The sequence below is a fragment of the Bradyrhizobium viridifuturi genome (assembly GCF_001238275.1).
In the GTDB taxonomy this organism is placed as follows: Bacteria; Pseudomonadota; Alphaproteobacteria; order Rhizobiales; family Xanthobacteraceae; genus Bradyrhizobium; species Bradyrhizobium viridifuturi.
In genome coordinates this window covers 1-13051 of record NZ_LGTB01000041.1, presented here as the reverse complement: position 1 = coordinate 13051, position 13051 = coordinate 1, and the positions used below count along the sequence as shown (strand labels likewise).

14 protein-coding genes and 1 pseudogene are annotated in these 13051 nt (G+C 66.4%); 3 read left to right on the top strand and 12 right to left on the bottom strand.

All coding sequences use genetic code 11. The annotated features are described in order from the left end of the window. Positions 1-30 precede the first annotated feature (30 nt). The 10 genes and pseudogenes from ALC15_RS31165 to ALC15_RS43600 all read right to left on the bottom strand — a co-directional run bounded on the left by ALC15_RS31165 (position 31) and on the right by ALC15_RS43600 (position 7536). Positions 31-771 (bottom strand): acetoacetate decarboxylase, encoded by a 741-nt coding sequence (locus ALC15_RS31165; protein WP_050630603.1) that lies wholly within the window; start codon positions 769-771, stop codon positions 31-33. 118 nt (positions 772-889) lie between these two features. Beyond that, positions 890-1222: a hypothetical protein gene (locus ALC15_RS31160; protein ID WP_050630602.1), complete on the bottom strand. Its 333-nt coding sequence runs from the start codon at positions 1220-1222 to the stop codon at positions 890-892. Between the two features lie 82 nt (positions 1223-1304). Further along, positions 1305-2021 carry an MgtC/SapB family protein gene (locus ALC15_RS31155; protein ID WP_050630601.1) on the bottom strand — a complete coding sequence of 239 codons (717 nt, stop codon included), beginning with the start codon at positions 2019-2021 and terminating at the stop codon, positions 1305-1307. A gap of 51 nt (positions 2022-2072) precedes the next feature. Continuing rightward, complete coding sequence (locus ALC15_RS31150; RefSeq protein ID WP_050630600.1) at positions 2073-3092, bottom strand: WD40 repeat domain-containing protein; 1020 nt, start codon at positions 3090-3092, stop codon at positions 2073-2075. Next, positions 3092-4151, bottom strand: a pseudogene (locus ALC15_RS31145) (CobW family GTP-binding protein). Before ALC15_RS31145 ends, ALC15_RS31150 begins: the two are co-directional and overlap by 1 nt. A 54-nt stretch (positions 4152-4205) precedes the next feature. Beyond that, positions 4206-5078 (bottom strand): metal ABC transporter substrate-binding protein, encoded by an 873-nt coding sequence (locus ALC15_RS31140; RefSeq protein ID WP_050630662.1) that lies wholly within the window; start codon positions 5076-5078, stop codon positions 4206-4208. Between the two features lie 2 nt (positions 5079-5080). Beyond that, on the bottom strand, positions 5081-5950 hold the full coding sequence (locus tag ALC15_RS31135) for a metal ABC transporter permease (protein WP_050630599.1): 870 nt from the start codon (positions 5948-5950) through the stop codon (positions 5081-5083). 5 nt (positions 5951-5955) lie between these two features. Next, positions 5956-6711 (bottom strand): metal ABC transporter ATP-binding protein, encoded by a 756-nt coding sequence (locus ALC15_RS31130; RefSeq protein ID WP_050630598.1) that lies wholly within the window; start codon positions 6709-6711, stop codon positions 5956-5958. A gap of 5 nt (positions 6712-6716) precedes the next feature. Beyond that, positions 6717-6911, bottom strand: a complete 195-nt coding sequence (locus ALC15_RS31125) for a hypothetical protein (RefSeq protein WP_050630597.1) — start codon at positions 6909-6911, stop codon at positions 6717-6719. Positions 6912-7227: 316 nt separating this feature from the next. Next, on the bottom strand, positions 7228-7536 hold the full coding sequence (locus ALC15_RS43600; RefSeq protein WP_128089634.1) for a hypothetical protein: 309 nt from the start codon (positions 7534-7536) through the stop codon (positions 7228-7230). 232 nt (positions 7537-7768) lie between these two features. Here ALC15_RS43600 and ALC15_RS31120 point away from each other — a divergent pair, with 232 nt between their 5' ends. After that, a complete protein-coding gene (locus tag ALC15_RS31120) occupies positions 7769-9166 on the top strand; it encodes an MFS transporter (RefSeq protein ID WP_050630596.1) in 1398 nt (465 codons plus the stop codon). A gap of 16 nt (positions 9167-9182) precedes the next feature. Here the strand turns inward: ALC15_RS31120 and ALC15_RS31115 are convergent, their stop codons facing one another. Continuing rightward, positions 9183-9422 (bottom strand): hypothetical protein, encoded by a 240-nt coding sequence (locus tag ALC15_RS31115; protein WP_128089633.1) that lies wholly within the window; start codon positions 9420-9422, stop codon positions 9183-9185. Positions 9423-9438: 16 nt separating this feature from the next. After that, entirely contained in the window at positions 9439-10356 is a 918-nt protein-coding gene (locus ALC15_RS31110; protein ID WP_050630594.1) for a LysR family transcriptional regulator, read from the bottom strand. A 166-nt stretch (positions 10357-10522) separates the two neighbouring features. Between ALC15_RS31110 and ALC15_RS31105 the strand changes: the two genes are divergently transcribed. Together ALC15_RS31105 and ALC15_RS31100 are read left to right on the top strand one after the other, a co-directional pair. Further along, entirely contained in the window at positions 10523-11836 is a 1314-nt protein-coding gene (locus tag ALC15_RS31105; protein WP_050630593.1) for an MFS transporter, read from the top strand. 18 nt (positions 11837-11854) lie between these two features. After that, positions 11855-12928, top strand: coding sequence for a tartrate dehydrogenase (locus ALC15_RS31100; protein ID WP_050630592.1), 1074 nt, complete (start codon positions 11855-11857; stop codon positions 12926-12928). Positions 12929-13051 lie beyond the last annotated feature (123 nt).

Here is a 13051-nt window from a genome sequence, read left to right as displayed (position 1 = left end):
GGGTGCGCCATGGCGCACCCCGTCACCTCGTCATCTCGCCATGTAGTCGAACGCCACCGAACCGAGGCCGAGCGTCAGATCGGCCTTGTAGTGCAGCGCCGAGACCACCTCGCGCACCGGCAGACGGGCGACGTCGCACAGCGCGTGAGGAAACAGGCCGAGCGCGGCGGGGCCGGTCCATGCCTCCTTCAAGGTGATGTCCTCGAGATGAAACCGCACCAGCTCGCAGATCCGCGGGCTGCCGTCGACATGCGGGATGATCTTGAGAATAAAGTTCGGCGCCGTCATCGATTTCAGCACGGTGTCGTGGTCGACCTTGCGATGCTTGTAGCCCATGGTGGCGGAGGCGCACAGCACCGAGCCGTAATGCAGCGAGCCGACCAGGACGTCGCTCTCGACCTCAATCTTCGGCTTTGCCAGTTTCTTCGGAAATCCCCACAGCTCGCGGCCGCCGGCGATCGGGCCCTCGTCGTCGAGATACATCGCGTGGGTGTAGGCGCCCAATTCGCCCTTGCAGCGGACCGGGATCACCTGCCCGGTCTCGGTGTAGTCGCCGAAGCCGGTCGAGTCCGGCATGCGGATGAATTCATACTTCACCACGGGCTCGGCAACCTCGAGCGGCTCCGGCACCACGGCCGCGAGCGCTTCCGGGTCGGTCTTGTAAGTGATGATGAAATATTCGCGGTCGAAGAACCGGTACGGCCCCGGCGGAAACGACGGGTTGGTGAGCGGCATCGAATAGGCGGTGCGCCGGACGTCTTCGATCTTCATGGATAGCCCCATCTGTCGTTGGCAAGACGACGGATTATGGCGGGCGGGGATGACGGAGGCGAGACCGTATAATCGGCAGCGTCAGTCAAATGCGCGTCACATGCGCTGACCGGAGAGCCTATTTCTTCTCGATCGGTGGTGCGGTCTTCTCGGCGGGCGCCGGCGGCAGCACCGGCTTGGCGCCGGCCTTCTGCGCCTCGGCATCGGGACGCGCCGGCTCCGGCGCCGGCGTGGTGGGCCGTTCGCCGCCGGGTTTTGACTCGGCCGGCGGCGCGGTCTTCTGCGGCTCCGGCGTCGGCGGCGCCTGCAGCGGCTGGGTCGCCTGCGCCAGCTCTTGCGGCGACGATGCGTTGATTGCGTGCAGCGACAGCGCCGCGATCGCGACGCCTGCCGCCACCAGCGTGGAGGCGATCACCACGTCCGCCCGCAACTTGCTTCGATCCGCAGCCACTCTCGTTCACCCCGCGTCGTGTCAGCGAGGTCAACGATCCGGCCACCGCATGGTTCCTGGGCGCCGCCTGCGGGGAACCGCCTCAATCCGTGGTGCTGATTTCCCAGGTCGCGTGGCGCACGCCGGGCTGATGCTGCATTTCGACCACCACCGCGTTCAGCTCGTTGGGTTCGACCGCGGTCGAGACCAGCTCCGCCACGATCTCGAGGAAGTCGTCGCCGGCCTCGACCACGTTGACATCGGCGACCGGATAGTTCGCGGCCTCGAGCTTCTCCACGACGGCGTCGCGCACATCAGGCAGCACCTCCGCGGTGACCACGACCTTGAAGTAGTAGGTCGCCTCCAGCGCCTTCTCGTTGAGCGGAATACGGTTGATGGCGTTGACCAGCGGACGCAGCAGCGTGTTGCCGGCGATCACGAACACGGTCAACGCCGCGGCCTGCGCCACGAGGTCCGCGCCGGCGCAGGAGCCGACCGCGGCCGAGGCCCACAGCGTCGCCGCGGTGTTGAGGCCGCGTACGTCCATGCCCTGCTTCATGATGACGCCGGCGCCGAGGAAGCCGATCCCCGACACCACATAGGCGATCACCCGCACCGCACCGTCGGCGCCCGCCAGATGCATCGCGAGGTCGACGAAGGCGGCCGCGCCGACCGCGACCAGCACGTTGGTGCGCAGCCCCGCGGTGCGCTGCCGGTACTGCCGCTCGGCGCCGATCAGGGTGCCGAGCACGAAGGCTGACGTCAGGCTGACCAGCGTGTCGAGGAAGTCGGCGAGCTGGAATGTCGTGAGAAATCGCATGACGCTGCCGGTACCCAGTTCGCTCGAATACGCCTCGGATGCAGCGATCTCTTACATTTCCAGGATGCCCGCGTCACCATCTTCCGTGCCGAAGGCGAGCAGCGTGCCCTTGGCATTCCAGCCCAGCGCCGACACCGCCGCGCCGGTATTCCGCCGCACCAGGATCTCGGCGCCGTCCTCGAGCCGGACCATCAGCACGGTGCCGTCGGCATAGCCGACCGCCATGATGTCGTTCTTCGGATGGCAGGCGACCACGGCGACCCGCGCCGGCATCGGCGCCAGCATCGCCGGCTCCTTGCCCATCGGCCCGTCCTTGCTGGTGAACGGCCAGACGATCACGGTATCGGCGCCCGAGGTCGCAAGACCCTTGCCGCCGACGCTCCACGACATCGAGCGCACCCGGCCGGGATAGCCGCTCATCCGCATGTGCCGGTTGTCGGCGAGCCGCCAGCCGTGCATCGCGGCCTCGTGCATCGCCGTGACGAGAAACTTGTTGTCCGGGCTGAAGGTGACCGCGAGATGCGAGCCGGCCCATTCCAGGAATTCCGGATTGGCGGCCATGTTGGGAAACCACAAGGTCACGCCGTTGTAATGCGCGATCGCGAGCCGCAGCCCCTTCGGCGCGAACGCCAGCCCGCCGACGGTCGACGGCACCTCGAAGGTCTTCTCCTCGCCCTTGGGATTGCGCACGAAGGCGGTCTTGCCCGCCGACCACGCCACGGTGCCGTCGCCATGCAGCGCGACATTGTCGATCCAGCGCCGCTTGGCGTCGGTTGCGACCGTCGAGGTCTCGCCCTTGGCATCGATCGCGATCAGCTTGCCGTCGTCACCACCGGTGACGAGCCGCTTGCCGTCGGAGGCCGCGCACAGGATGGCGCCGAAATGCGTCTCGGTCCGCGTGATCTCGCCGTCGGCGGTCGCGATCGCGACACTCTCCTCGGCGCCGACGAAGAACGCGCGGTCGCCGAGGAAATGCACGGAGCCAACCGCCGCGCCGAGCGGAAGCGGCTTGACGCGGTCGGTGATCGAAACGATGGAAGAAGGGGCCTCGCCCGGATCGAACTCTTTCATCACGTGGTGATGCACTGCTCGAAGCCGTCGCGGATCGCCTGCTCCGGCAGTTCGCGACCGATGAACACGACGCGGCTCTCGCGCTTCTCGCCGTCCTTCCATTTGCGCTGGTGGTCGCCCTCCAGCATCATGTGGACGCCCTGGAACACATAGCGGTCGTCATCGCCGGTGAAGGCGAGGATGCCCTTCGAGCGCAGGATCTTCTGGCCCTCGGTGGCGACGAGGTTCTGCAGCCAGGGCATGAACTTGGTCGGATCGAGCGGCTTCTCCGAGCGCAGCGACAGCGATTGCATGTCCTCGTCGTGATAGTGCTTCAGCCCGCCATGGCCATGGTCGTGATCATGGTGATGATGGTGATGATCGTGGTCGTGGTGATGATGATCGTGATCATGGTCGTGATCGTCGCCGGCCTCGAGGAAATCGGGCTCGATCTCCAGGATGCGGTCGAGGTCGAACGCGCCGCGCTCCAGCACGTCGGTCAGCCCGACCTGGCAACGCTCGGTGCGGTGCAGTTTTGCGTACGGATTGATGCCGCGGATGCGGGCCTCGACCTCGGCGAGCTCGGGCTTCGAGACCAGATCAGTCTTGTTCAGCACGATCACGTCGGCGAACGCGATCTGGTTCTTGGCTTCCGGCGCATCCTTGAGGCGGTCGCTCAGCCACTTGGCGTCGGCGACGGTCACCACTGCATCGAGCCGGGCGTCTTCTGCACGTCCTCGTCGACGAAGAAGGTCTGTGCGACCGGCGCCGGATCGGCAAGGCCGGTGGTCTCGACGATGATGGCGTCGAACTTGCCCTTGCGCTTCATCAGGCCGTCCATGATGCGGACGAGGTCGCCGCGCACCGTGCAGCAGACGCAGCCATTGTTCATCTCGAACACTTCCTCATCGCGCCGATGATGAGGTCATTGTCGATGCCGATCTCGCCGAACTCGTTGACGATGACGGCGTATTTCTTGCCGTGGTTTTCCGACAGGATGCGGTTCAACAGCGTGGTCTTGCCGGCGCCGAGATAGCCCGTCAGCACGGTCACAGGAATTTTTTGCGAAGCTTCAGCCATAACAACTCCGGGAACTTGGGTTCGCGCTCAACCCCGGCAGGGAGGCCCCTGCCCCTACTCGGCGAGCGCGCTGGTCAGGGCCTTTATATTGTGCCTGACCATATCAATGTAAGTGGGTGCCTGGCCCTTTTCGCCCGTCAAACTGTCCGAATACAGGGTGCCGCCGACCCGGGCGCCGGTCTCGGCCGCGATCCGCTCGATCAGGCGCGGATCGCTGATATTTTCAAGAAAAACTGCCGGAATTTTCGCAACCTTGATCTGGGCGATGATGGCGGCGATGTCGCGCGCGCTGGGCTCGGAATCCGTGGAGACCGAGAGCGGCGAGAAGAACGTGATCCCGTAGGCGTCGGCGAAATAGCCGAATGCGCCGTGGGTCGAGATCACCTTGCGCCGCGCCTCCGGTATTTTCGCCACCGCCTCGTGCACGTCGCGGTCGAGCGCCTCCAGCCTGGCCAGATAGGCGTCGGCGTTGGCCTTGAAGGTGGCCGCCCGGTCCGGGGCCACGGCGATCAGCCCGTCCCGAATATTGACCACGTAGATCTTGGCATTGGCGACGGATTGCCAGGCATGCGGATCGTCATGGCCGCCCATTTTCCGTGGCATGATCCCCTTGGTCGCCACCGCGACCGGCGCCTTGCTGCCGGACGCCTGCAGCAGCCGCGGCAGCCAGCCCTCGAAGCCAAGGCCGTTGATCACGAGAAGCTTGGCGTCGGCGACTTTCTTGGCGTCTGCCGGCGTCGGCGCATAGACATGTGCGTCGCCATCGGGCCCGACCAACGCTGCCACGTCGACGTCATTGCCGCCGACATTGCGCACCATGTCGGCGAGGATCGAGAAGCTCGCCACCACATTGATGCGGTCGGCGGCGCGCGCCGTGCCGCTCGCCAGCACCAGCGCCAGACAAATCAGCCCAAACAGACGGCGCATCATCATGCCTCGAGATGGCGACCAGGAAACAGCTGCCGCACCAGGCCGCTGACATTGCCGAACAGCAGCGACACGATATAGAGCCCCGCGGCAATCAGGATGATCGCGGGACCGGAGGGAATCCGGGTCTGATAGGACAGCACCAGGCCGGCATAGCCCGACAGCATCGCGCTCGCGACGGCGATGCAGATCATGGTGGTGATGTCGCGCGACCAGAACCGCGCGATGCCCGCGGGCAGGATCATCAGCCCGACGCCGAGCAGCGTGCCGAGCGCGTGGAAACCGTTGACGAGGTTGACCACGACCAGCGCGAGGAAGGCGAGATGCGCCGGCGCGCCGGCCCGGCTCACGGTGCGCAGGAACACCGGATCGACGCATTCGATCACCAGCGGCCGATAGATCACCGCGAGCACCAGCAGCGTGAGCGTGGCATTGAACGCGATCACCAGCAGCGTCTGGTCGTCCATCGCCAGAATATTACCGAACAGCACGTGCAGCAGGTCGATATTGGTGCCCTTGATCGAGACGATGGTGACGCCGAGCGCGAGCGAGACCAGATAGAAGGTCGCGAGCGAGGCGTCTTCCTTCAGCTCGGTGGTGCGGGCGACGAGGCCCGCGAGCAGCGCGACGGTGAAGCCCGCGATCAGGCCGCCGGTCGTCATCGCGAACAGATTGAGCCCTGAGATCAGGAAGCCGATCGCGGCGCCCGGCAGGATCGCATGCGCCATGGCGTCGCCGACCAGGCTCATCCGCCGCAGCATCAGGAATACGCCGATCGGTGCGCCGCCGAGCGACAGCGCGATCACGGCCGCCAGCGCGCGGCGCATGAACTCGAATTCGGTAAAGGGCGTGATCAGCGCGTCTGTCAGCATCGGCGTCAGGCAGCCCTCGAGCGCGGGTCGGCGGCGCAGGCCGCGGCACTGTCGTCGAAGGCCTCGCACATCCGCATCGCGACCGTCAGATTGTCAGCCGTCAACGTCTGCGCGGTCGGGCCCCATTCCACCGGGCCGCGCGCCAGGAGCAGCGTTTCCGGGAAGTTGTTGCGCACCATGTCGAGGTCGTGCAGCGCCGCCAGCACGGTGCGGCCCTCGCCGTTCCAGCGCTTCACCAGATCAAGCAGATCGGCGGTGGTCTTGGCATCGATGGCGTTGAACGGTTCGTCGAGCACGATCAGGCGGGCGTCCTGCAGCAGCACGCGCGCGAACAGCATGCGCTGCATCTGGCCGCCGGACAGCGTGCCGATCGGCCGGTTCTCGAAGCCGTTGAGGCCGACCGCGGCGAGCGCCGCCAAAATCTTGCCGCGCGCGGCCTTGCCGATACCGCCCAAGAAGCCGGTCGAGCGCCACAGCCCGGTGCCGACAAAATCGAACACCGAGATCGGAAACGTCCGGTCGATGTCGGCGGATTGCGGCAGATAGGCAATGTCGCGGTGCTCGAGCCCGTCGAGATCGATCACCCCCGACAGCGGCTTGAGCACGCCGGCAATGCCGCGCAGCAGCGTCGACTTGCCGGCGCCGTTCGGTCCGATCACGGCCAGCAGCGCGCCCGCCTCGACGGTGCCGTTGAGATGGTGCACCGCCGGGTGGCGGTCATAGCCGAGGGTGACGTCGCGGAAGGTGACAAGAGCAGCCACGGGTTTCACCTCATCGCCAGCCAGACCACGGCCCACAGGCCGGCAGAGACCGCGAGGGCGGCGAGCAGCCGGGCCGGCACGGGCATCCGCAGGATCGACCAGTGCGCGGTCTGGGCCGGATGCGCGGCCGGGCCATGGCTGTGCCCATGGGGATGGGCGTGGCCGTGATGGTGGTGGTCGTGGGTGTGCGTATGCGCCATGGACAGACTGTTATATTATAACATAACGCGAGTCTACCGACAGGGAACTCATGGCCGATCCGCAAAACCGGGGAGATTTGAGCTGCGCCGGCACCGGATCCACCCGGAGGAACCGCCGGTGGGCCATATACAGCTCTCCAACGTCGTCCTGGCGAAAGCCAGGACCCATAACCACCGCCGTCGGTGATGAGCGGGACAGCGGCCCCAGCCGCCGAGCAACAATGCGGGTAATGGGTCCTGGCTTTCGGCCGCCGCGTACTGGATCGCCGGCCGAGCCGGGCGATGACACGTGAGGATGAGGATGCAGCTTCGCGTGCTACTGGCACACCGGCGCGGTCAGTTTTGGGTCAGCTGGTCTTGCTGACCAATACGCCCGCTGATTGAGCTCCGCTTCGTTTGTCGCAGGAGCACAGACGTAGCTCGTCTTGCCGACGCAGATGGGCGAGCCAATCGAGTAGATGAGGTTATCGTAGATGCAATAACTGCCGATCCCGGACGGCAAATCAGTCGGCGGCGTTGTGGAGCCGCCAAGATAGGGTTGCGGTGGGGCGCCCGGCGCCCTGTCTTGGGCCGCGGCCGCATGAAGGGAAATCAAAAGCGTCAGACACGTGACGATGCGGAGCATGATCCCTCCGGTCAAAAAATGCCTGCGAAGCGTCGGGCGACTTCCGGCGCAGGATGCGCAAGGGCAAGGCGCAACTAGCAGGCCAATATGACACTCGCTTTGCAAGTTGGTGCGCCCCGATCGCAAACAGGTTCAGGCAGCCGGCCCTGCTGACACCATGCTGGCAGCAGGACGGGCGTACGCAGACCTCGTGCGGGTGCAACCCCGGGCAGGGATTGGGAGGCAGCGTGACATGCACGATCGCTCGACCGAGGTCGCCCGCGAGCGATCGAACCTGACCACCTTCGTTCTCGGCCTTGGCGCATTCCTGATCCTGTTCGATGTGACCGCGGTCGTGGTCGCCATGCCGGGCATTGCCGGCGATCTCGGATTTGCCGTCGCCGGCTCCGCCTGGGTCATCGACGCCTACAGCCTTGCCTTCACCGGCGCGCTGCTGGCATCAGGCGCGCTTGCGGATCGCTTCGGCCGCCGCCGCGCGATGCTTGGCGGCAACATCGTGTTTCTGCTGGCCTCGATCGGCTGCGGCGCGGCGACGAGCGGTCCGTTGCTGCTCACGGCACGTGCGCTGCAAGGCGTGGGTGCCGCCTTCCTGGGTACAGGCGCGCTCGCGCTGGTCGCCGGCGCATTCCCGCACCAGCATCGGCGGGCGCAAGCCTTCGCCACCATTGGGACGATCTCGGGCGTTGCCATGGCTCTGGGCCCTACGCTGGGTGGATTGCTTGCCGCCTGGTTCGGCTGGCGCTGGATCTTCTATGCCAACATCCCTTTTTGCCTGACGCTGGCCTTCGCTGTGCCTCGGGTCGTCACGGAGACGCGCGAGCCCGGCGGACGCCCGCTCGATCCCTGGGGTATCGCGCTGCTGACACTGTCGCTGGGTCTCGCGATCGACGCGCTGTTGAGGCACGACGCGCCGCCGACCGTCAGGGCGGCCGGCCTGATCGCGAGCGCAGCGGCAGCATTCGCATTCGTCCGGCAGCAGTGGCGCAGCCGCAATCCGGTGCTCGACCCGCGCGTGTTCGCGGCCGCGCCGATGATCGGGGTCGGCGCGTCCTTGACTTCGATTCAGTTCGGCTACTGGGCGGTGTTGGTCTATCTGCCGCTGTTCCTGAGCACGGGCCTGCATGTCAGCATGGAAGTGGCCGGCATGGCCTTGCTCGCGGCGACATTGCCGATGCTGCTGGTCCCGCTGCTGGGTGGCCGCTTCGTCACCCAATGGGGCTGGCGGCGTTTCTTCATGGCCGCCTTCGGCATCATCGCTTCCGGAGATGTGTTGCTGGTGATCGCGGCGTTGTCCGCCGAAACAGCGATGCGCGGCATCGCAACGGTCGCCGGCATGCTGACGATCGGCGTTGGGGCGGCGCTGGCGAACCCGCAACTGGGGAGCGTCGCGCTGGCGCTCGCGCCGCCGGCGCAGGCCGGCATGACCTCCGCGATGACAATGATCGTCCGCCAGGCCGGTTTTGCCATCAGCATCGCCGCGCTGGGGGCGATGCTCGTGACAACGGAGGTGGCATCGGCGTTTGCGGCTCCATTCGTCCTCGCGGCCATTGGCGCGGTCGCCGGCGCGATCGCAGCGGCTGCCCTCTATCCTGCACCGGAAACCGGGGCGTCAGAACGCCGGGAGCGTTAGGGGACCAACCGCCGCGTCAATGCGCCGACGCGGCATTGGTCTTGTCATAGATCACACCGCAAGCGCGATGCCCGTAGCAGGTGCGCAGATGGCATCCTGGATCCAGCGCACAGCCGCCATAGACGATGGCGAAATAGCCGACGATCGCGACCACCGTCGCGCCAAGCAGGGATTTCGTCCAGGCATCCATGGCGGTCTCGTCCGTTCGCAGGTATCCGAGCAGGCCCTGCGAGTCTTTGTGCAGGCGAGACGTCACCAGGTTCGGTTCCACTTCAGGCGTCTCGCGCGTAACTCTTCAACCTTGCATCCAGCACCGCGATCACCTGGTCGCGGACCGGATCGCGGGAGCCTTTCAGCCAGGCGGCGGCGAGCGGCAGGCGGCCGGCGGCGCTTCCGCGCTTGAGTCTCAGGGGAACGAAACGCACGCCCGGGATCGCCATCCGCGCGGTCCAGCGCGGCACGATGGCGACCCCGAGCCTTGCCGCGACCATGTTGACGATGGTCTGCTTCTCGTCGGCGATCTCCTGGATGCGCGGCGTCAGCCCGGCCTCGTCGAACAGCTTTGTCGTGAGATCGTGGCTGTGCGGCCGCGAGCGGCGCTCCGGCACGATCAGGGGCTGATCGGCGATATCGGGCAACACGATTTGCTTGCGCCGCGCCAGCGCATGCGTGTGCGATAGCGCCACCACGGCGGTCTCCTGCAGCAGAGGAAAAAACTCGATGCGGCGGTCGGGCCGCTCCGGCGGGCGCACGAACGCGAGATCGAGCGCACCGGACAATAGCTTCGGCAGCAGCCGGATCGTCTTCTCCTCGAGCAGTTGCACGGCAACGTCGGGATGGATGGCACGGACGTCGCGCAGCAGCGGCGGCAGCAGGCCGGCCGCGGCGCTGTCGATCGCGCCGATCCGGAAGCGCCGCGCCTGCGGCTTGCGCAGCCGGCGGCGAAAGCCATCCTCGATCGCCTCGGCGCGGCCGAGCAGTGCGCGTGCCTCGCGCAGCAACGTTGCACCGTCCTCGGTCAGCGACACCGCACGCGTGGTCCGTGCGAACAACCGCACCCCGAGATCCTCTTCCAGCAGCTTGATGTGACGGCCCAGCGCCGACGGCATCATCTGCAGACGTTGCGCGGCGCGGCCGAAATGCAGTTCCTCGGCAGCCGCCACGAAGCAGCGAAGCTGGTGCAGTTCCAAGAGGTGTTCCTGTGCGTTCTCATCCGCCGCTTGACGGCTGCGGCGATTATATCATTTTTTTGTATAAACCCACACGGATTGAACCGGAAGGGCGCGGCCTTCTAGGCTTCCCGGTGGTGCGGCGACACGCGCCGTCCCAACAACAAGACGAACTCCGGGGAAGCCCATGGAAAGCCAGCTTGGCACGCGCGTGTTGCGCAAGATCTCACTGCGCATCGTGCCGTTCATCATGCTGCTGTACTTCGTGGCCTTCATCGACCGCGTCAATATCGGCTTCGCTTCGCTGACCATGAACAAGGACATCGGGCTGTCGCCGACGGTCTATGGCTTCGGCGCCGGTATCTTCTTCTGGGGCTACTTCCTGTTCGAGGTGCCCTCCAACATTATCCTGCACAAGGTCGGCGCGCGGATCTGGATCGCGCGGGTGATGATCACCTGGGGTATCGTGTCGGCGGCGATGGCGCTGGTGCAGGGCGCGACCAGCTTCTACGTGCTGCGCTTCCTGCTCGGCGCCGCCGAAGCCGGCTTCTTCCCCGGGATCATCCTCTACCTCTCCTACTGGTTCCCGGCGCGGCAGCGCGCGGCCGTCACCGCGCTGTTCATGGCTGCGGCGCCGCTCTCGACCGTGCTCGGCTCGCCTGTCTCCGGCGCGCTACTGGAGATGGACGGAATGCTCGGCTTCAAGGGCTGGCAATGGCTGTTCGTGCTTGAGGCCGTGCCCGCCGTGCTGCTCGGCTTCGTGGTGCTGGGCTTCCTCACCGACCGGCCGGAGCAGGCGAAATGGCTGGCCGACGACGAGCGCGCCTGGCTGGTCAAGACCATGAAGGCCGAGACTGACGGCAAGGCCGCGACCGCGAGCCACAGCATCTGGCGCGGGCTTGCCGATCCGCGCGTGCTGGCGCTGGCGCTGGTCTATTTCGGCACTTCGGCCGGGCTCTACACGCTCGGTGTGTGGGCGCCGCAGATCATCAAGGCGTTCGGCCTGTCGTCGATCCAGGTCGGCTTCCTCAACGCGGTGCCGGCAACCATCGCCGTGGTCGCGATGGTGCTGTGGGCGCGGCATTCCGACCGCACCGGCGAGCGCACCTGGCACGTGGTGCTGGCCTGCCTGATGGCCGCGGCGGGATTGGCGCTTGCCGGATTGTGGACCGGGCTCGTTGCCGTGATAGCCGCGCTTACGCTGGTCAATATCGGCATTTCCTCCTCGAAGCCGCCGCTGTGGAGCATGCCGACCATGTTCCTGTCGGGCTCGGCCGCCGCGGCCGGCATCGCCACCATCAATTCGATCGGCAATCTCGGCGGCTTCGTTGGCCCGGCGATGATCGGCTGGATCAAGGAACGCACCGGCAGCTTTGACGGCGGCCTCTATTTCGTCGCCGGCCTGCTGGTGCTCTCTGCCGTGCTCACCTTGCTGCTGTCGCGCGCGCAAGGCGCGCCGGCCGCGGCCGAACCGCAACCCGATCCCCTGCGAACCCGCTAACCCATCCGGAGACAACCCATGCGTACCCATTCCATCGCCGCCATTCCAGCCGACGGCATCGGCCCCGAAGTGATCTCGGCGGGCGTCCGCGTGCTGGAGGCGCTGGCCAAGCGCTCCGGCGACATCAGCTTCAACGTCAAGACCTTCGACTGGGGTTCGGACTATTACAAGAAGCACGGCGTGATGATGCCGGCCGATGGCCTCGCCGAGCTCAGGAAATTTGACGCAATCTATTTCGGCGCGGTCGGCGCGCCCGACGTGCCCGACCACATCACGCTGTGGGGCCTTCGCCTGCCGATCTGCCAGGGCTTTGACCAGTACGCCAATGTGCGGCCGACCAAGATCCTGCCTGGCGTCGCCTCGCCGCTGCGCAATGTCGGCGTCGGCGATCTCGACTGGGTGATCGTGCGCGAGAACTCGGAGGGCGAATATGCCGGGATGGGCGGCCGCGCCCACAAGGGCCTGCCGGAAGAGGTCGGCACCGAAGTCGCGGTCTTCACCCGGGTCGGCGTGACGCGGATCATGCGCTATGCATTCCAGCTCGCGCAGTCGCGGCCGCGCAAATTCCTCACCGTGGTGACCAAGTCGAACGCGCAGCGCCACGGCATGGTGATGTGGGACGAAATCGCGGCCGAAGTGGCGCAGGACTTCCCCGACGTCACCTGGGACAAGATGCTGGTCGATGCCATGACGGTGCGGATGACACTCCATCCGAAGAGCCTCGACACCATCGTCGCGACCAATCTGCACGCCGATATCCTGTCGGATCTCGCCGGCGCCCTCGCCGGCAGCCTCGGCGTGGCACCGACCGGCAACATCGACCCGCAGCGCCGCTTCCCCTCGATGTTCGAGCCGATCCACGGCTCGGCCTTCGACATCACCGGCAAGGGCATCGCCAATCCGGTCGCGACCTTCTGGACCGGCGCGCAGATGCTGGAGCATCTCGGCGAGAAGGACGCCGCGGCGCGCCTGATGACCGCAGTCGAGAAGGTCTGCGCGGCCGGCGTGCTGACGCCCGACGTCGGCGGCAAGGCGACGACCAAGGAAGTGACGGATGCGGTGATCGACGCGATCCATGGGTCGAACGTGTGAGGGGTCGCGCCTAACTAACCGCGAACTCCGCCTCTCCCGCTTGCGGGGGAGGCCGACGCGCTCGTCAGAGCGCGGCGGGTGGGGCGCTCTCCACGGCGTGACTCGCGGAGAGAGCACCCCACC

Bases quoted from the DNA above. Each gene is read 5' to 3' on its own strand.
- ALC15_RS31155 (WP_050630601.1), bottom strand. From the start codon at position 2,021: ATGCGATTTCTCACGACATTCCAGCTCGCCGACTTCCTCGACACGCTG.
- ALC15_RS31120 (WP_050630596.1), top strand. From the start codon at position 7,769: ATGCACGATCGCTCGACCGAGGTCGCCCGCGAGCGATCGAACCTGACC.
- ALC15_RS31125 (WP_050630597.1), bottom strand. From the start codon at position 6,911: ATGGCGCATACGCACACCCACGACCACCACCATCACGGCCACGCCCAT.
- ALC15_RS43600 (WP_128089634.1), bottom strand. From the start codon at position 7,536: ATGCTCCGCATCGTCACGTGTCTGACGCTTTTGATTTCCCTTCATGCG.
- ALC15_RS31135 (WP_050630599.1), bottom strand. From the start codon at position 5,950: ATGCTGACAGACGCGCTGATCACGCCCTTTACCGAATTCGAGTTCATG.
- ALC15_RS31165 (WP_050630603.1), bottom strand. From the start codon at position 771: ATGAAGATCGAAGACGTCCGGCGCACCGCCTATTCGATGCCGCTCACC.
- ALC15_RS31105 (WP_050630593.1), top strand. From the start codon at position 10,523: ATGGAAAGCCAGCTTGGCACGCGCGTGTTGCGCAAGATCTCACTGCGC.
- ALC15_RS31140 (WP_050630662.1), bottom strand. From the start codon at position 5,078: ATGCGCCGTCTGTTTGGGCTGATTTGTCTGGCGCTGGTGCTGGCGAGC.
- ALC15_RS31100 (WP_050630592.1), top strand. From the start codon at position 11,855: ATGCGTACCCATTCCATCGCCGCCATTCCAGCCGACGGCATCGGCCCC.
- ALC15_RS31150 (WP_050630600.1), bottom strand. From the start codon at position 3,092: ATGAAAGAGTTCGATCCGGGCGAGGCCCCTTCTTCCATCGTTTCGATC.